This window comes from Burkholderia sp. AU39826, assembly GCF_020419965.1.
Classification (GTDB): domain Bacteria; phylum Pseudomonadota; class Gammaproteobacteria; order Burkholderiales; family Burkholderiaceae; genus Burkholderia; species Burkholderia semiarida.
Window position 1 is genome coordinate 20,232 of the sequence record NZ_JAIZQG010000008.1, and the last position, 17,385, is coordinate 37,616.

The window sequence follows — 17,385 nt, forward strand, 5'->3', positions numbered from 1 at the left end:
CATGCGCACCCTCGACAAACGCATTGCCCCGAACGTGAAACTCGCCGCGTCGCTCGTCGCGCGCGCGCCGACGCTCACGCTCGCCTATGACGCCCGCTGCAAGAGCCGCCTCGCGGCGACGCTCGACACCGGCGAGGACGTCGCGGTCCTGCTGCCGCGCGGCACCGTGCTGCGCGACGGCGACGTGCTCGTCGCCGACGACGGCGCGCTCGTGCGCATCGCCGCTGCCGCCGAAACCGTGCTGCTCGTACGCGCGGCCGACCCGCTCACGCTGATGCGTGCCGCCTACCATCTCGGCAACCGTCACACGCCGGTCGAGATCGGCGACGGCTACCTGAAGCTCGAGGCCGATCCGGTGCTCGCGGACATGCTGCGCCGGCTCGGCACGCAGGTCGAGGAAACGCACGCACCGTTCCAGCCGGAAGCCGGCGCGTACGGCGGCGGCCACAAGCACGGACACGACGCGACGTTCGCCGAGGACTACGCGCTCGCGCAGCAGGTGTTCGGCGAACACCACGGGCATTCGCACGATCACGATCACGATCACGATCACGGCCATCAGCATGGTCCCGGCTGCACGCATGGCCACCACGGTCATGACCACCACTGAACTCGTCGCGCTGCTGCACCTCGCGTCGCCCGCACTACCGATCGGCGCGTACAGCTATTCGCAGGGCCTTGAAGCCGCGCTCGACGCGAACCTGATCCGCGACGCCGATTCCGCGCGCGACTGGATCGCGAGCGGCCTGACCGACGTGCTCGCGCACGGCGAATTGCCGTTCCTCGCGCACCAGCTCGCCCGCTGGCAGGCGCACGACACGCACGCGCTCGCCGCCGAAAACGCGTGGTTCGTCGCGAGCCGGGAATCGGCCGAACTGCGCCGCGAAACCGAACAGATGGGCTGGTCGCTCGCGCAGCTGTGCGTGTCGCTCGAATGGGGCGACGCCGCACGCCGCGCGACGCTCGCGTCGATCGCGCCGATCGCGCTGCCGACCGCGTTCGCGTACGCGGCCGCCGCACACGACGCGAGCGCCGACGCGACGCTCGCCGCGTATGCATTCGGCTGGGTCGAGAACCAGACGTCCGCCGCGCTGAAGGCCGTGCCGCTCGGCCAGCTCGCCGGGCAACGCATCATCGTCGCGCTGCGCGGCGCGATCGACGCGGCCGTGCGCCGCGCGCTCGCGACGCCGCCCGACGCCGTCAACACGTTCGCGCCGCAGCTCGGCATCCTGTCCGCGCGGCACGAAACCCAGTACTCGCGGTTGTTCCGCTCCTGAACCTCTTCGCCCGACCATGAACGCACCTGCTCCCTCCTCCGCCCGCCGCACGAAGAAACTGCCGCCGCTGCGCGTCGGCATAGGCGGCCCCGTCGGCTCCGGCAAGACCACGCTGCTCGAAATGCTGTGCAAGGCGATGCGCGACAAGTACGACCTCGTCGCGATCACGAACGACATCTATACGAAGGAAGACCAGCGGCTGCTGACGGTGGCCGGCGCGCTGCCCGAGGAACGCATCATGGGTGTCGAGACGGGCGGCTGCCCGCACACGGCGATCCGCGAGGATGCGTCGATCAACCTCGAAGCGGTCGACCGGATGCTCGCGCGCTTTCCCGATGCCGACATCGTGTTCATCGAGTCCGGCGGCGACAATCTCGCGGCGACCTTCAGCCCCGAGCTGTCGGACCTGACGATCTACGTGATCGACGTGGCCGGCGGCGAGAAGATTCCGCGCAAGGGCGGCCCCGGCATCACGAAGTCCGACCTGCTCGTGATCAACAAGACCGACCTCGCGCCGCTGGTCGGCGCGAACCTCGACGTGATGGCGTCCGACACGAAGAAAATGCGCGGCGAGCGGCCTTACGTGATGACGAACCTGAAGGCGCTCGACGGCGTCGCGGACGTGATCGCGTTCATCGAGAAGAAGGGCTTGCTGACGGTGTGAGCGGCATGGCGGCGGCTCGCGTCGCCGCCATGCGTGCGCGGGCGGCCTTGCGCCGCCCTTCGTCTATTCGTCTTCGGAAGCGGCGCCCGGCAGCGCACGCGTGTCGGCCTCGACAGGCGGCAGCAGCGCGGCGAGCACGTCGACCGTGCGCGCGGTCGCACCGCGGTGACGCGCCGCGAACGCCGCGCCGGCCGCGCCCATCGCGATGCGCCGCGCCTTGTCGGCGAACAGCGCGTCGAGCACGTGCGCGAGATCGAGCGGATCCGCGACCTGCATCGCCGCACCGGCCGCGACCGCATCGGCGGTCGCCTGCGTGAAGTTGAACACGTGCGGCCCGATCAGCACCGGCACGCCGACCGCGCACGCCTCGATCAGGTTCTGCCCGCCGAGCGGCAGCAGGCTGCCGCCGATGAACGCGATGTCGGCCGCCGCGTAGTACGCGCCGAGCTCGCCCATCGAATCGCCGAGCAGCACCGTCACGTCGCCGGCCAACGGTTCGGCGGCCGGCCGGCCGGCCGCGAGCGCGGCCGCATCGGCCGCCCAGACGGAGCGCCGCACGCACTTGAGCCCGCTGCGCACGACGAGCGCCTCGACTTCGGCGAAGCGCTGCGGATGACGCGGCACGAGCACCAGCAACGCGCCGGGCGTGCGCATTTCCGCGAACGCCTGCAGCACCAGCGCTTCCTCGTTCTCGCGCGTGCTGGCCGCGACCCACACCGGCCGCGCGCCGATCGCGTCGCGCCACGCATGGCCGCGTGCCGCGAGCTCCGGCGGCGTCGTCATGTCGAACTTCAGGTTGCCGAGCACGGTCACGTTGCGGGCGCCGAGCGACGTGAGCCGCTCCGCATCGGCCGGGCTCTGCGCGAGCACGCGCGAGAAGCCGCCGAACACGTCGCGCGTCGCCGCGCCGAACTTCGCCGCGCGCCGGAACGAACGCGCGGACATCCGCGCATTGGTCAGCACGAGCGGCACGTCCGCGCGGCGGCACTCGTCGATCAGCGTCGGCCACACCTCGGTTTCCATCACGAGGCCGAGCGTCGGCCGCCATGCGCGCAGGAAGCGCCGCACCGCGCCCGGCATGTCGTACGGCAGGTAGCAGCGCAGCACGCGATCGCCGAAGATCTGTTCGCCCGTCGCGCGGCCGCTCGGCGTCATGTGCGTGAGCAGGATGCGCGCATCGGGGCGCGCGCGCATCAGCGCATCGATCAGCGGCTGCGCGGCGCGCGTCTCGCCGACCGACACCGCATGCACCCAGATCAGCGGCGCGCGGTCGTCCGGCGAGCGGCCCGCGACCTGGCCGAAGCGCTCGCCGATATGCTCGCGATAACCGCGCTCCTTGCGCGAACGCACATAAAGCCGGATGACCGCGGCCGGCGCGACGAGCCACCACAGCGCACGATAGATCGCCCTCAGCATGCGGCCGCCCGGGCGTTGCGTCGAAACAGGGGCGCGCTCAAACCAGCGCCCTGCCCGTCAGGCGTTCGAGAATGCCGAGCGGCGCGCACTCGCGGCGCACCATCGCATCGACCGGCAGGAAGAAAGTCTGCTCGAGCATGAACTGGCCGGACATCACAGCGTGCGAAGTCTGATCGGAAAAACATATCCACACGCTGCCCGGCGGAAACGGCATCGTCTGCTGTGGACACTTCTTCTGGTAGTCGAGATCGGCCTTCATCCCGTCGTGCAGGTTCAGCATCAGGTGGTCGTATGCGCTGCGCGGCGATTTCGTCACGTGCAGCAGGTTCAGCAGCCACGCCGAGCCCGGCAACTGCGGCCGGATCTTCGGCAGGAAACGCTTCGCGACGTCCTCGAACGGCTCGCCGACGCGCCACACGCGCGGCGTGCCGGCCGGGTTCACGTTCGTGAACACGCGCAGGATGCGCTCGCCGTAGTTCGGCCGCGACGGGAACGCATCGACGTGCAGCCGGCTGTCGTCCTTGCGCCACGACGTCTGGCGCGTTTCGACCTGCATCAGCCGCAGGCTCGTCGGCGCGACGCGCAGCTTGCCGCGATATTCGGGGAACAGGCCGTCGACGAGCGTGCCGGCCTGCTGCTGGAAGCGCGCGACGAGCGCGCGCACGGCCGACTGCGTGACGCTGTCGCCCAGCACGCCGGCAAGCGCGCCGCCGTTCGGCGCGAGGCTGATGTTCTTGCGTTTCGGATCGGCGAGCGCCGGATCGAGCAACGCTTCCTCGCCACCTTCGATCGCGAAGCGCAGGTGCGGGAAATACAGCACCTTGCCTTCCTCGACCGCCGCCAGCAACTGCTCGCGCGGCGTCGACAGGTTGTGTCCGCTCCAGTCGGCGGACGGGACTTCGATGATCTGGGATTCGCTCATGATCGGTTCGCGTGTGGACAGCATTACAGGAGACCGAAGCCCGCGAGCGCCGACTTCACCTGCGCGATCGACGGGGGCTGCCCCGCCGTGCCGAGATTGACGACGTTCGGCGACCAGTAGCCGCCGGTCCGCCAGGCCGTCGCGAAATTGTACAGTTCGACCGTCGGACGCTTCAGCGCGGCCGCGATGTGAACCAGACCTGTATCAACCCCGACCGTTGCGGCCGCGCCGTCGATCAGCCCGACCACGGCCGGCAGAGACAGCTTCGGCGGCACGATCGCCGCCGCGCCGAATTCCTTCGCGAGCCGCTCGCTGGTCGCGCGTTCCGCGTCGTTGCCCCACGGCAGCACGAGCGACGCGCCGCGCCGCACGAGCGCCTGGCCGAGCTCGATCCACGCGGCGTCCGGCCACTGCTTGTCGGCGCGCGACGTCGCGTGAACGAACACGACGTACGGCACCGGCAGGTTCAGGCCGAGCGCGGCCACCGCGAGCGCCGCCGCGCGCGTGTCGAGGCCGAATTCGACCGGATCGGCCGGCGTCGGCGCCGGATCGTCCAGCGCGGCCGCGACGAGCTGCCGCGAGCGCTCGACCACGTGCGTGCGCGGCGCGATCGGCACGCGCTTGCGGTAGAAGAAGCGCACCGGCCATTCGTAGCCGGCGCCGTCGGTGCGGTTGCCGAGCCCGACGAGCGGGCCGCGCGCCCAGCTCGCGACCCATGCCGTCTTGATGAGGCCCTGGCAGTCGATCACGAGGTCGTACTGCTCGGCCGCGAGGCGCCGGCGGAACGCACGGATCTCGCGCCACGTCGCGCCCGAGAACGGCCTCTTGCGCCAGCGGCGCAGCGAGAACGGCAGCACGTTGCGCACGCCGTCGACGAGCCGCACGAGGTCGACGAAGCTTTCCTCGACGAGCCAGTCGATCTGCGCATCGGGGTGGCGGCGCCGGATATCGGCGATCACCGGCATGTTGTGCACGACGTCGCCCAGCGACGACACGCGCACGATCAGGATCTTTTGCACGCTGAAAAAACGCCGGCTGGCAGCCGGCGACGGACATAAAGGGGGGATTTTATCGCGGCCGGACGACCGGACAGACAAAAAGCGGCCGCGCGCCCGGGGCGCGCGCCGCTTTTCGGGATGAACACGGCCGATGAACGGCCGTCGTACGGGCGGCCCGCCGGCCGCCGGCGCTCAGAACGGCAGCTTGACGTCCGGCTTCGCGGCCGTCAGCACGCGGCGGAAGTCTTCCTGGATACGCTTGAGCCCTTCCTGCGTCTCGGCTTCGAAACGCATCACGACGACCGGCGTCGTGTTCGACGAACGCGCGAGGCCGAAGCCGTCCGGGTATTCGACACGCAGGCCGTCGATCGTCACGACTTCCTCGGCGCCCTCGAACTTCGCTTCTTTCTGCAGCTTGTCGATCAGGCGGAAATTCTCGCCTTCGTCGAGCCAGAGCTGCAGTTCGGGCGTGCTCATCGCGTCCGGCAGGCTGTTGAGCAGCGCGCTCGGATCGGCCGTCTTCGCGAGAATCTCGAGCAGGCGCGCGCCGGTGTACAGGCCGTCGTCGAAGCCGTACCAGCGATCCTTGAAGAACACGTGGCCGCTCATTTCGCCGGCGAGCGGCGCGCCCGTCTCGCGCAGCTTCGCCTTGACCAGCGAGTGGCCCGTCTTCCACATCAGCGGCTCGCCGCCCTTCGACTTCACCCACTGCGCGAGATGGCGCGTGCACTTCACGTCGTAGATGATCTGGGCGCCCGGGTTGCGCGACAGCACTTCTTCGGCGAACAGCATCAGCTGGCGGTCCGGATAGATGATCTGGCCGTCCTTCGTGACGACGCCCAGGCGGTCGCCGTCGCCGTCGAACGCGAAGCCGAGTTCCGCATCGGTGTCCTTCAGCGCCTGGATCACGTCCTGCAGGTTTTCCGGGTGGGCGGGATCGGGGTGGTGGTTCGGGAACGTGCCGTCGATGTCGGTGAAGCGCTCGACGAGTTCGCAGCCGAGCGCCTTGAACAGGCGCGTCGCGAGCGGGCCCGCGACGCCGTTGCCGGCGTCGACGACCAGCTTCAGCGGCCGCGCGAGCTTCACGTCGCCGACGATGCGCGCGATGTATTGATCGGCGACGTCGATTTCCTCATACGTGCCGCTGCCCGTCTCGAACCGCTCGTCGACGATGCGGCGGTACAGCGCCTGAATCTGCTCGCCGTAGATCGCGGCGCCGCGCAGCACCATCTTGAAACCGTTGTAGTCGGGCGGGTTGTGGCTGCCCGTGACGACGATGCACGAATCGACGCGGCGCTCGCCGCCCTTCAGCGCGAGCGGCACGTTCGCCGCGAAATAGCCGACCGGCGTCGGCACCATGCCGACGTCGACGACGTCGACACCCGCAGCACGCAGGCCGTCGGCCAGCGCGCCGACGAGTTCCGGCCCGGACAGGCGGCCGTCGCGCGCGACGACGACCGCATCGCCGCCCTGCGCACGCACTTCGCTGCCGAATGCGCGGCCGATCCCGCGCGCCGTGTCGACGTCGAGCGTCTTGCCGACCACGCCACGGATGTCATATGCCTTGAAGATGGATTGGGAGATCATCGATTCTCTTCTCTCTCAGTTGCGTGCATGGAAAATTGTCTGGCTTGGCTGGCCGCCTCTCGCCGGTGCCGCGCATGATACATGCGGCCCCGCAAAACAAGGAATGGAACGGCTGGCGCGGTCGCGATCCCACTTATAATCGCGGGTTTCGATGACGCGCATATCGCCCATTTTAATGCCTGGCCGTCCCGCCGCCGCCCACCCGCCGCTTCCGGCCGCCCTGCCAGCGCGCCGCCGCTGCCGCGCATGCTGAAGCGCTTCGGCAACCCGGACGTCGCGAAAGCCGTCGCGAACCTCGTCTGGCTGGGGCTCGAACGGCTTACACAGATCGGCGTCGCGATCGCGATCAGCGGCCTGCTGGCCCGTTATTTCGGGCCAGATGTGTTCGGCAAATGGCAGTATGCGAATACGCTGCTCCTGGTACTGGCGCCGCTCACCTGGGTGTGCGGCGCGGAAATCCTCGTCCCGACCATCGTCCAGCGCCCGCCCGCCCAGCTCGGCGCGGTGCTCGGCAGCGCGTTCGTGCTGCGCATCGCCGTGTCGGTCGCCGCGCTCGCCGCGACCTGGATCGCGATCGCCGCGGGCGCCTTCGACCCGCTGGTCGGCGCGATGCTCGCGGGCCTCGCGGTCACGATGGTGTTCCGCGAGCCGTTCGTCGGCGTGATCAACGCGTGGCTGCAGAGCATGACCTACAGCAAGCCGCAGCTCGTCGCCAGCATGGTCACCGCGCTCGCCAAGGCGCTGCTCGTATGGCTGCTGGTGCGCGCGGCCGCCGGCCCCGCCCGCTTCGCGTGGCTGTGGGCGCTGGAAGCCGCCGCGATCGGCTTCGCGCTGCTGCTGTACTACCGGCATCGTAACGGCGGCGCGCTCGGCTGGACGTTCGACAGGCCGCTGTTCCGGCACTTTGCGACGGCCGGCACCGTGTTCTGGCTCGGCCTCATCTGCATGTATCTGTTCCTGAAGCTCGACCGCCTGATGCTCGAGCGCCATGTGTCGTTCGCCGATCTCGGCCGCTACTCGGCCGCGCAGCAGCTCAACGAGAACTGGATCACGCTCGCGCTGATGCTCGCGCAGACCATCGCGCCCGCCTTCGTCTACCGCGTGCAGGACGTCGCGCGGCTGCGCCGCAACATCGTCCGGTTGATCGCGATGACGGCCGGCCTGATGACGGCCGGCGCGCTCGTGCTCGACGCCGCCGCCCCGCTGATCGTCGGCAAGGTGTTCGGCCGCGGCTACGAGGCGTCGGTCGACATCTTCCGCTGGGCCGTGTGGCTGTCCGTGCCGGCCGGCATCGAGGCGATAGGCAATCTTATCGTTCTCAAATATCAAGCAAAATTCGTGTTGCTCACGAAATGGCTGCTCGCGCTGGCGATCGCCGCGCTCGTGAACCTGTTCGCGATCCCGCGGCTCGGCCTGTACGGCGCGCTCGTCGGGCTGGCCGCCGGCTACCTGGCTGCTGCCGCCGTCAACTTTTATTACATCCGTTTCAAGCTGCGAACATGACGCCCTCCGATAGCCCGCCCCCGCTCGACGACGTGGCCGTGCTGATGCCGGCCTACAACGGGCACGACGACGTCGTCCGGACCCTCGCGTCGTTTCGCGAGGATGCGCGCGTGCACGTGCTGATCGTCGACGACGGCAGCACGCCGCCGATCGTCGCGCCCGACCTGCCGGGCCTCGCGATCGACGTGCTGCGCATGCCGCAAAACGGCGGCATCGAACGCGCGCTGGCGGCCGGCATCGACGCGCTCGCCGCGCGCGGCTTCCGCTACGCGGCCCGCATCGACGCGGGCGATCTCGCCGCGCCGCGGCGCCTCGCGAAAGAGCGCGCGTATCTCGGCGCCCACCCGCGCGTCGCCTGCGTCGGCATGTGGACGCAGGTCGTGTCGCGCGCCGGCGAGCCGCGCTTCATGCTCACGCCGCCCGCCGATCCGCGCACGCTGCGCCGCACGCGCTTCCTGCGCTCGCCGCTCGTGCATCCGTCGGTCATGTTGCGCATCGACGCCGTGCGCGAAGTGGGCAACTATCGGGCCAAGTACCGCGCGGCCGAGGATCTCGATCTTTTTTTACGCTTAATGCAACGCTACGATTGCGCGAACCTGCCGGAACTCGGCCTGTACTACGAGCTTAACGAGGGCGGGATCAGCGCGACCAAGCGCCGGCGCCAACTGGTGTCGACGCTCACGCTGCTGCTGCGCCACTTCAACGCGCTGAACCCGTACGACTGGGCCGGCCTCGCCAAGAACCTGCTGCACTTCGTGACGCCGTACCGTACGCTGCAGCGCATCAAGCAGACGCTGTTCGCCGCGCGGCCGTCCGCCTGACGCGCATCCGGCCCGTTCGGCAATTTCGACGCTTTATTTTTTCTTTTTTTCATGTCCGCCACCTCTCCGCTGCGCATCGCGCTCGTCTGCAACACGGCCTGGGCGATCCATACGTATCGCCACGGGCTGATCCGTGCGCTCGTCGCGCGCGGCGCCGAGGTCATCGTGATCGCGCCGCACGACCGCACGGTGCCGTTGCTCGAACAGATGGGCTGCCGCTACGTCGCGCTCGCGGTCGCGTCGAAAGGCACGAGCCCGCGCGAGGATCTCGGCACGCTCGCCGCGCTCGCGCGCCACTACCGCGCGCTGCGGCCCGACCTCGTGTTCCATTACACGATCAAGCCGAACATCTACGGCTCGGTGGCCGCATGGCTCGCGCGCGTGCCGTCGATCGCGGTGACGACGGGCCTCGGCTACGTGTTCATCCAGAAGAGCCGCGCGGCGAGCATCGCGAAGCGCCTGTACCGGTTCGCGTTCCGCTTTCCGCGCGAGGTGTGGTTCCTGAACCGTGACGATCTCGCCACTTTCACCGACGAGCGCTTGCTCGCGCATCCCGAGCGCGCGCGGCTGCTGCACGGCGAAGGCGTCGATCTCGACCAGTTCTCGCCCGTGCCGCTGCCGGGCGGCGACGCGCCCGTCTTCATCCTGATCGGCCGGCTGCTGTGGGACAAGGGCGTGCGTGAATACGTGGAAGCCGCGCGTGTCGTGCGCGAGCGCTTTCCGAACGCGCGCTTCCAGTTGCTCGGGCCGCTCGGCGTCGACAATCCAAGCGCGATCGGTCGCGCGGACGTCGACGCGTGGGTCGGCGAAGGCATCGTCGAGTATCTCGGCGAAGCGCACGACGTGCGCCCGCACATCGCGGCGGCCGACTGTGTCGTGCTGCCGTCGTACCGCGAAGGCGTGCCGCGCACGCTGATGGAGGCATCGGCGATGGGCCGACCGATCGTCGCGACCGACGTGCCGGGCTGCCGCGACGTCGTCGCCGACGGCGAAACGGGGTTCCTGTGCCGCGTGCGCGACAGCGGAAGCCTCGCGGAACAATTGATTCGCATGATCGCGCTCGGGCCGCAAGGCCGCGCGGCGATGGGCGCACGCGGCCGACACAAGGTCGCGGCGGAATTCGACGAACAGCAGGTCGTCGAACGCTACAGGGAGACCATCCATTCGTTGACGGGATTCACACTCTGAAGGAGCGCATCAACAATGTCCGCTAAAGGCACCATCCTCGTTACCGGCGGCGCGGGCTATATCGGCTCGCATACGGCCGTCGAGCTGCTCGACAACGGCTACGACGTCGTGATCGTCGACAACCTCGTGAACAGCAAGGCTGAATCGGTGCGACGCATCGAGCGGATCACGGGCAAGACGCCCGCGTTCCACCAGGTCGACGTGTGCGACGAAGCCGCGCTCGCGAAGGTGTTCGACGCGCACCCGATCACCGGCACGATTCATTTCGCGGCGCTCAAGGCCGTCGGCGAATCGGTCGCGAAGCCGCTCGAGTACTACCAGAACAACATCGGCGGCCTGCTCGCCGTGCTCAAGGTCATGCGCGAGCGCAACGTCCGGCAGTTCGTGTTCAGCTCGTCGGCGACCGTGTACGGCGTGCCCGAGCGCTCGCCGATCGACGAATCGTTCCCGCTGTCCGCGACGAACCCGTACGGCCAGTCGAAGCTGATCGCCGAGCAGATCCTGCGTGATCTCGAGGTGTCCGATCCGTCGTGGCGCATCGCCACGCTGCGCTACTTCAACCCGGTCGGCGCGCACGCGAGCGGGCTGATCGGCGAGGATCCGGCCGGCATCCCGAACAACCTGATGCCGTACGTCGCGCAGGTCGCGGTCGGCAAGCTGGAAAAGCTGCGCGTGTTCGGCTCCGACTACCCGACGCCGGACGGCACCGGTGTGCGCGACTACATCCACGTCGTCGATCTCGCGAAGGGGCACATCGCCGCGCTCGATGCGCTGGCCACGCGCGACGCGAGCTTCGTCGTGAACCTCGGCACCGGTCAGGGCTACAGCGTGCTGGAAGTCGTACGTGCGTTCGAGAAGGCGTCGGGCCGCCCGGTGCCGTACGAACTCGTCGCGCGCCGCCCGGGCGACATCGCCGAGTGCTATGCGAACCCGCAGGCCGCGGCCGACATCATCGGCTGGCGTGCGACGCTCGGCATCGAGGAAATGTGCGCCGACCACTGGCGATGGCAGGAGGGGAACCCGCGCGGTTTTGTATAATCCGCTGTCCATTTTTCGAGCGATCCCATGCTCAGCTTCGCGTCCGGCTTTATCGTCTCCTTGCTCGTCACGCTGTTCATCGTGCGCTACGCGCACCTTCACGAGAAATTCTCGATCGACAGCGACCTGGCCGGCGTGCAGAAATTCCACGTGCGGCCCGTGCCGCGAGTGGGGGGCATCGGGATCCTCGCCGGGGTCGTGATTGCCGCACTTGTCGTGTCGCGACGCTACCCGACGATCGCCGGCAGCATTCTCGGGATCGTCGCCTGCGGGTTGCCGGCGTTCCTGTCCGGCCTCGTCGAGGACCTGACCAAGCGCGTGTCGCCCCGCGCGCGGCTGCTGTGCACGATGGGCGCGGCCGCGCTGGCGTTCTGGCTGCTCGGTATCGCGGTCAAGCGCATCAGCGTGCCGCCGCTCGATTTTCTGCTCGGCTACGTGGCCATCTCGGCGTTCATCACCGTGCTGGCGGTCGCGGCGCTCGCGAACGCGATCAACATCATCGACGGCTTCAACGGGCTCGCGTCGATGGTCAGCTTCATGATGTTCGCGTCGCTCGCGTATGTCGCGTTCCACGTCAACGACCCGGTCGTGATGTCCGCGTCGATCATCATGATGGGCGCCGTGCTCGGCTTCTTCCTGTGGAATTTCCCGGCCGGGCTGATCTTTCTCGGCGACGGCGGCGCGTATTTCATCGGCTTCATGCTCGCGGAGCTCGCGATCATGCTCGTGATGCGCAACCGCGAGGTGTCCGCGTGGTATCCGGTGCTGCTGTTCATGTATCCGATCTTCGAGACCTGCTTCTCGATCTACCGGAAGAAGTTCATCCGCGGGATGTCGCCGGGGATTCCGGACGGCGTGCATCTGCATATGCTCGTGTACAAACGGCTGATGCGGTGGGCCGTGGGGACGAAGCATGCGCACGATCTGACGCGGCGGAATTCGCTTACCTCACCTTATCTGTGGCTGCTGTGCCTCGTCGCGGTGATTCCGGCGACGCTGTTCTGGCGGCATACCGTGCATCTGTTCGTTTTTGTCGTGGTGTTCGCGCTGACTTATGTGTGGCTTTATCTCAGTATCGTCAGGTTCAGGGCGCCGCGGTGGATGGTGGTGAGGAAGACGCGGCAAGGCCGCTGAACGGTCGAACCACCGAGCCGCTCACGGCCAGACATGAAAAAGCGCCTCGCGGGGCGCTTTTCTTTTGGGGGAAACGGCTGCTGCGCCGGCGCGAGCGCAGCTATCAGCGGTTCGACGCGACCCGCACGCTCTTCAGTGCCGGCACGGCGGCTGTCTGGTACTCGGGCACCCAGCGTCGCAGATCGCGCCGCACTTCGTCGTCGGACAGCACGCGGTGCTGCATCAGCCACGGCAGCAGCGCGTCGAGGAAATTGTCGGGCACTTCACGTGCTCGCGCGATCCGCAATTTCGGGTGCGGCGTGCGCGTCGTCGCCTCGTCGTCCGCGAGCAGTTCCTCGTAGAGCTTCTCGCCCGGCCGCAGCCCGGTGAACTCAATGCGGATCTGTTCTTCCGAGAACCCGTACAGGCGAATCAGGTCGCACGCGAGATCGACGATCTTCACCGGTTCGCCCATGTCGAGAATGAAAATCTCGCCGCCACGCCCCATGCTCGACGCCTGCAGCACAAGCTGCGACGCTTCCGGAATCGTCATGAAGAAACGCGTGATCTCCGGGTGCGTGACCGTCACCGGGCCGCCCTTCGCGATCTGCTGCTGGAACTTCGGGATCACACTGCCCGCGCTACCGAGCACGTTGCCGAAGCGTACCGTCTCGAACTGCGTGCGCCCGCTCGTCTGCTGCAACGCCTGGCACGCCATTTCGGCCAGGCGCTTGCTCGCGCCCATCACGTTGGTCGGATTAACGGCCTTGTCGGTCGAGATCAGCACGAAGTGACGCACGTCATGGCGAATCGCCGCGCGCGCCACGCGGTAAGTGCCGAGCACGTTGTTGCGCAGCGCCTGCCACGCGTTGTGCTCCTCCATCAGCGGCACGTGCTTGTAGGCGGCCGCGTGGAACACGATGTGCGGTGCGTGGCGCGACATCACCTGGTCGAGCAGCAGGGAATCCTTGGCATCGCCGATAATCGGCACCACGGGCAGATCGGGGAAGCGCTCGCGCAATTCCTCGGTCAGCCGGTACATCGCGTATTCGGACAGATCGAACGCGACCAGTTGGGCAGGCGCGAAGCGCAGGATCTGCCGGCACAGCTCGGAACCGATCGAGCCGCCCGCGCCCGTCACCATCACGACGCGTCCACGCAGCAGCGCCTCGACGTGCGGCGTATCGATAGTCACGGCGTCGCGACCGAGCAGATCCTCGAGATCGATGTTCCGTACCTGCGACAGGAAGCCCTGCCCCGGCATCAGCGCGGTCAGGGACGGCAGCACCATCGCCTTCACGCCGGCGCGCACGCACAGCGTCGCGACGCGACGCTGGGTCTCGACCGACGCCGACGGAATCGCGATGATCGCGTATTCGACCTTCATCGCCTCGGTCCAGTGCTTGAGGTCGTTGAACGAGCCCAGCACCTTGTAGCCGTAGATTTCGCGGCCCTGCTTCGTGACGTCGTCGTCGAGCAGGCCAACCAGACGCCATTCGCCGGAGCGCGACAGCTCACGTGCGAGGCTCGCGCCGGCCGTGCCGGCGCCGAGCACCAGCACCGGCTTGCCCTTTCCGACGAGTCCGCCGTACAGGTAGTACTCCTTCGTCGCTCGATAGAGCGCACGTGCCCCGCCCATCGCCAGGAACAGCATCAGCGGCGACACAAGCAGCACCGAGCGCGGGATGATCGGCTGCGGCTGGAACATCACGGCGCCGATCATCACGATCACGCCCCCGCCGACCACTGCCTTCGCGATGCGCATCAGATCGGGCAGGCTCGCGAACACCCACAGCCCGCGATACAGGCCGAACCCGCGGAACATCAATGCGTAGACCGGCAACACCCATGTCAGCGCCATCAACGCGCCGCCCATGAAATCGGACGGAACGCTACCGTTGAATCGGACAAGATAGGCGAATAACCATGCGGCAACAACCGCCGTCAGGTCGAACAGGAAAGCACTCAGGGACAGCCAAGATGCTCTGGATCGCAACATCGGCGGGAAACCTCAAGAATTGTTTTCGGCGGCCGCTTGAAACCGGTGCCAGCGCATGTCGATCAACCATCCGAACCATGCCAGGACGCCATACCAAGCGAGGAACGACAGCCATTGCTGCAGTTCGGGGCGGCCCTTTGCCCACACGGCCAGAATTATGCCTGCGAGCATGATGAGGTACCAATAAAGAGCGGTCCGACCATGGCTGACGCCCGACCGAACCATCCTCTGATAATAATGCTCGCGGTGCGCCTGCCAAAACTTTTCTCCGCGTAACAAGCGTCTCAAAAGTGTTACAGATGCGTCGGCAATAAAGGGCGCGAATACCATTGCAGGGAACCAGATCGGCCAGACATCGGTACGCCAACCCCAGTATCCGAGTGCACCGGCCAGAAAGCCGAGCGGAATCGAGCCCGCATCACCGAGGAACAGTCTCGCGGGGTGGAAATTGAGCAGAAGAAAGCCGAGCGCTGCGCCGGCGACCGCTGCGCCGGCGACTATGAGATCTGAAGCCGGAGCATACACATCGCCAAGCCCCGCGACCGCGTATCCGCCAAAGCCGAACAGTGCCATGCCGCCCGCGAGGCCGTCGGCACCATCCATGAAGTTGTACAAGTTCGTCAGCCAGACCATTGCGAAGCCCACGCCGGCGAGCAGCCACCAAGGCACATCGGCCGGGAATACGACGATCAGTGCGACGACCGCCGCCAAGTGTGCCGAGAAGCGGACACGGGCCGGTAGCCCGCGCCGATCGTCGATCTGCGAAATCGCAGCCAGCCCCGCAGCGGCGAGCGCGATCAGCCACAGGCGGGGCGCCAGCGTGAGCAGCGCAATGACGCAGACGGGCACGATGCCCCACCCACCGACGCGCGGTATCGGCAACGTATGGAGCGAACGATCGTTCGGAATGTCTGTGGCAAGACGCCAAGCTAACCCGGTGGCGAGCAGTACGCGGAGAATAGCCGCCGAGGCGAACGCGGCGGCCAGGGCGACTGCGACCGTGGTGAGCCAGGTGGGATTCGCGAGAAGCATGTGACTTTTATTTTCGTGTATCGCGCGAACGATACCATGTGGCGGTCGCTTCGAGGCCTTGACGGGTCGTATAGGGCGGATGCCAACCCAACACGCGCTGAATCCGACCCGTGTCAAGTTGCAGACTTCCGGTCAGACGATCGACGGCCGCGCTGCGGCCGGTCAGTCTGCCCGCCACGCGCAACAGGGTCGGCGGAACCGTCAGCAGCCACGCCGGCTTGCCGAGTGCGTCGCCGACGAGGCGCAGCAGGCCCGCGACCGTGGGCGCGTCGTCATCGGCGACATGAAAGCATTCACCGGCCGCGCGCGGGTCGACTGCGCAACGCAGCAGAGCGTCGGCGAGATTGTCGACGTAGATGATGCTGCGGCGCGCTGAAACCGCGCCGAGCGGCAACGGCATCCCGCGCGCGACCGCGTCCATCATCCGCAGGAAGTTGGCGCGGACGGCCGGGCCATAGACGAGCGGTGGGCGAACGACGACGACATCGAGCCCCGCCGACGCGCCGAACCGCGCGAGTTGCTGCTCCGCTCGGAGCTTCGAGCGGCCGTATGCATCCTGCGGCGCGGGTTCGAATGCTTCCGACAGCGGCACCCCACCGTCGCACTCCCCAACCGCCTTGATGCTGCTCGCGAACACGATGCGACGCACACCATGATGGCGCGCGGCCTCGGCGAGACGCAGCGTGCCGTCCACGTTGGTAGCGTCGAACGCGGCGTCGGGATCGGGCGATTCGTCGCGCATCACGTGTACGCGCGCGGCGAGATGGATGACGCAATCGGCGGCAAGGTCGGTTGGCCAGCCTGCATCGAGGCCGCCGAAATCGGCGGTGTCGCATACCCATTCACGCACACCCTCGATGCAACCACCCGGGCGCCGCACCAGCGCGGTAATCGTATGACCGGCCTCCAACGCGAGGCGACAGACTGCGCGGCCGACGAAGCCGTTCGCGCCCGTAACGACGAGATGAGTCACCAGAGCCTCCAGCCGAAGCGGTTGTAGAACTTGAAGGCCGATACCGCGAACATGCGGATGTGCGCAAAGCCCTTACGGGACGCGCCACCACCGTGATGGACCACGCGCACCGATGGGACATACGCGACGCGGGCGACGTCATGCGTGCGCAGGCTCAAGTCATAGTCCTCGAAGTACAGGAAATAGCGCGGATCGAAGCCGCCGAGCTTCTTCAGAACCTCAGTGCGGAACAGCATGAAGCAGCCGCTGACGATGGGAGGATCCTCGACGATATCGTGATCGTTGATCACATCACGCATCTCGTAGCGCGCGAGACGCTTCACGAACCGAGCCTTCCAACTCGCCGGAAAAAAACCTCTGACCAGCAGATCGAATATTGCCGGAGGGCGTCTGCATAGATACTGGATGCCACCTTTCTCATCAGAAATATTCGGCGTCAACAGCCCGACGTCTGGACGACTACACATAAAGCTCCACGCTTGCACGAGCGAGTCCTCGTCAAGATCGATATCCGGATTCAGAATCAGGTGATGCTCGCTGTTTGCCGTCGCGATCGACAGGTTATGTCCGCGGCCGTAACCGACGTTCCCGTGGCCACTCAACGACGAACACTCGAATCCCACCATATTCAACCTGGCCATGTCCTCCCAGATATCGGCCGTGCCGCCGTTGTCCACCACGCAGATTACGGCGTGAAAGTTCGGATCACGTCGACGCATCGCACACACTGCGTCGCGCAAGCTCTGGAGCGTCTTGAAAAAGCGCTCGACGTCTGGCCGATAGACGACGATCGATACGGTCAGCGGGGCTCTCGAAGTACTCATCTCAAGTCAAATATTATCGAAGTGAACATG

General features: G+C 67.2%; 16 protein-coding genes. 8 read left to right on the plus strand and 8 right to left on the minus strand.

The window, feature by feature from the left end:
• The first annotated feature begins 1 nt into the window (after position 1).
• From ureE to ureG, 3 genes are read left to right on the plus strand one after another with little or no spacing between them, the layout of a single operon-like run.
• Positions 2–610, plus strand: a complete 609-nt coding sequence (gene ureE / locus LGM42_RS16530; RefSeq protein WP_060312909.1) for an urease accessory protein UreE — start codon at positions 2–4, stop codon at positions 608–610.
• Complete coding sequence (locus LGM42_RS16535) at positions 597–1,277, plus strand: urease accessory protein UreF (RefSeq protein ID WP_060312904.1); 681 nt, start codon at positions 597–599, stop codon at positions 1,275–1,277. Before ureE ends, LGM42_RS16535 begins: the two co-directional genes overlap by 14 nt.
• A gap of 16 nt (positions 1,278–1,293) precedes the next feature.
• A complete protein-coding gene (gene ureG, locus LGM42_RS16540) occupies positions 1,294–1,941 on the plus strand; it encodes an urease accessory protein UreG (protein WP_059574181.1) in 648 nt (215 codons plus the stop codon).
• A gap of 63 nt (positions 1,942–2,004) precedes the next feature.
• Here ureG and waaA read toward each other — a convergent pair whose 3' ends face one another.
• The 4 genes from waaA to LGM42_RS16560 form a co-directional block, all read right to left on the minus strand.
• Positions 2,005–3,357, minus strand: a complete 1,353-nt coding sequence (gene waaA / locus LGM42_RS16545; protein WP_226232678.1) for a lipid IV(A) 3-deoxy-D-manno-octulosonic acid transferase — start codon at positions 3,355–3,357, stop codon at positions 2,005–2,007.
• A 37-nt stretch (positions 3,358–3,394) separates the two neighbouring features.
• On the minus strand, positions 3,395–4,279 hold the full coding sequence (locus LGM42_RS16550) for a Kdo hydroxylase family protein (RefSeq protein ID WP_226232679.1): 885 nt from the start codon (positions 4,277–4,279) through the stop codon (positions 3,395–3,397).
• Positions 4,280–4,302: 23 nt separating this feature from the next.
• The gene (gene waaC, locus LGM42_RS16555; protein ID WP_059574183.1) at positions 4,303–5,298 is read right to left on the minus strand and encodes a lipopolysaccharide heptosyltransferase I; all 996 of its coding nucleotides are present in this window, start codon (positions 5,296–5,298) and stop codon (positions 4,303–4,305) included.
• A gap of 171 nt (positions 5,299–5,469) precedes the next feature.
• Complete coding sequence (locus tag LGM42_RS16560; RefSeq protein WP_059574184.1) at positions 5,470–6,864, minus strand: phosphomannomutase/phosphoglucomutase; 1,395 nt, start codon at positions 6,862–6,864, stop codon at positions 5,470–5,472.
• 246 nt (positions 6,865–7,110) lie between these two features.
• Here LGM42_RS16560 and LGM42_RS16565 point away from each other — a divergent pair, with 246 nt between their 5' ends.
• The 5 genes from LGM42_RS16565 to LGM42_RS16585 are packed head-to-tail and all read left to right on the plus strand — an operon-like array spanning position 7,111 to position 12,548.
• Positions 7,111–8,367 (plus strand): lipopolysaccharide biosynthesis protein, encoded by a 1,257-nt coding sequence (locus tag LGM42_RS16565; protein WP_059641920.1) that lies wholly within the window; start codon positions 7,111–7,113, stop codon positions 8,365–8,367.
• The gene (locus LGM42_RS16570; RefSeq protein WP_226232680.1) at positions 8,364–9,188 is read left to right on the plus strand and encodes a glycosyltransferase; all 825 of its coding nucleotides are present in this window, start codon (positions 8,364–8,366) and stop codon (positions 9,186–9,188) included. The genes LGM42_RS16565 and LGM42_RS16570 overlap by 4 nt, the downstream gene beginning before the upstream one ends.
• Positions 9,189–9,239: 51 nt before the next feature.
• On the plus strand, positions 9,240–10,376 hold the full coding sequence (locus tag LGM42_RS16575) for a glycosyltransferase family 4 protein (protein WP_059641926.1): 1,137 nt from the start codon (positions 9,240–9,242) through the stop codon (positions 10,374–10,376).
• 15 nt (positions 10,377–10,391) lie between these two features.
• Complete coding sequence (gene galE, locus LGM42_RS16580; RefSeq protein WP_060965658.1) at positions 10,392–11,414, plus strand: UDP-glucose 4-epimerase GalE; 1,023 nt, start codon at positions 10,392–10,394, stop codon at positions 11,412–11,414.
• 27 nt (positions 11,415–11,441) lie between these two features.
• Positions 11,442–12,548 carry an MraY family glycosyltransferase gene (locus LGM42_RS16585; protein WP_226224122.1) on the plus strand — a complete coding sequence of 369 codons (1,107 nt, stop codon included), beginning with the start codon at positions 11,442–11,444 and terminating at the stop codon, positions 12,546–12,548.
• A 103-nt stretch (positions 12,549–12,651) separates the two neighbouring features.
• Here the strand turns inward: LGM42_RS16585 and LGM42_RS16590 are convergent, their stop codons facing one another.
• The 4 genes from LGM42_RS16590 to LGM42_RS16605 are packed head-to-tail and all read right to left on the minus strand — an operon-like array spanning position 12,652 to position 17,355.
• Positions 12,652–14,526, minus strand: coding sequence for a polysaccharide biosynthesis protein (locus LGM42_RS16590; protein WP_060312883.1), 1,875 nt, complete (start codon positions 14,524–14,526; stop codon positions 12,652–12,654).
• Between the two features lie 12 nt (positions 14,527–14,538).
• Positions 14,539–15,558, minus strand: coding sequence for an MraY family glycosyltransferase (locus LGM42_RS16595; RefSeq protein ID WP_060312880.1), 1,020 nt, complete (start codon positions 15,556–15,558; stop codon positions 14,539–14,541).
• 7 nt (positions 15,559–15,565) lie between these two features.
• Positions 15,566–16,531: a UDP-glucose 4-epimerase family protein gene (locus LGM42_RS16600; RefSeq protein ID WP_060312877.1), complete on the minus strand. Its 966-nt coding sequence runs from the start codon at positions 16,529–16,531 to the stop codon at positions 15,566–15,568.
• On the minus strand, positions 16,528–17,355 hold the full coding sequence (locus tag LGM42_RS16605; protein ID WP_060312875.1) for a glycosyltransferase family 2 protein: 828 nt from the start codon (positions 17,353–17,355) through the stop codon (positions 16,528–16,530). Before LGM42_RS16605 ends, LGM42_RS16600 begins: the two co-directional genes overlap by 4 nt.
• Between the last annotated feature and the right edge of the window lie 30 nt (positions 17,356–17,385).

What these genes read in the sequence shown, in the direction of transcription:
- ureE (WP_060312909.1), top strand. Translation starts at nt 2, where the DNA reads ATGCGCACCCTCGACAAACGCATTGCCCCGAACGTGAAACTCGCCGCG.
- LGM42_RS16535 (WP_060312904.1), top strand. Translation starts at nt 597, where the DNA reads ATGACCACCACTGAACTCGTCGCGCTGCTGCACCTCGCGTCGCCCGCA.
- ureG (WP_059574181.1), top strand. Translation starts at nt 1,294, where the DNA reads ATGAACGCACCTGCTCCCTCCTCCGCCCGCCGCACGAAGAAACTGCCG.
- waaA (WP_226232678.1), bottom strand. Translation starts at nt 3,357, where the DNA reads ATGCTGAGGGCGATCTATCGTGCGCTGTGGTGGCTCGTCGCGCCGGCC.
- LGM42_RS16550 (WP_226232679.1), bottom strand. Translation starts at nt 4,279, where the DNA reads ATGAGCGAATCCCAGATCATCGAAGTCCCGTCCGCCGACTGGAGCGGA.
- LGM42_RS16560 (WP_059574184.1), bottom strand. Translation starts at nt 6,864, where the DNA reads ATGATCTCCCAATCCATCTTCAAGGCATATGACATCCGTGGCGTGGTC.
- LGM42_RS16565 (WP_059641920.1), top strand. Translation starts at nt 7,111, where the DNA reads ATGCTGAAGCGCTTCGGCAACCCGGACGTCGCGAAAGCCGTCGCGAAC.
- LGM42_RS16570 (WP_226232680.1), top strand. Translation starts at nt 8,364, where the DNA reads ATGACGCCCTCCGATAGCCCGCCCCCGCTCGACGACGTGGCCGTGCTG.
- LGM42_RS16575 (WP_059641926.1), top strand. Translation starts at nt 9,240, where the DNA reads ATGTCCGCCACCTCTCCGCTGCGCATCGCGCTCGTCTGCAACACGGCC.
- galE (WP_060965658.1), top strand. Translation starts at nt 10,392, where the DNA reads ATGTCCGCTAAAGGCACCATCCTCGTTACCGGCGGCGCGGGCTATATC.
- LGM42_RS16585 (WP_226224122.1), top strand. Translation starts at nt 11,442, where the DNA reads ATGCTCAGCTTCGCGTCCGGCTTTATCGTCTCCTTGCTCGTCACGCTG.
- LGM42_RS16590 (WP_060312883.1), bottom strand. Translation starts at nt 14,526, where the DNA reads ATGTTGCGATCCAGAGCATCTTGGCTGTCCCTGAGTGCTTTCCTGTTC.
- LGM42_RS16595 (WP_060312880.1), bottom strand. Translation starts at nt 15,558, where the DNA reads ATGCTTCTCGCGAATCCCACCTGGCTCACCACGGTCGCAGTCGCCCTG.
- LGM42_RS16605 (WP_060312875.1), bottom strand. Translation starts at nt 17,355, where the DNA reads ATGAGTACTTCGAGAGCCCCGCTGACCGTATCGATCGTCGTCTATCGG.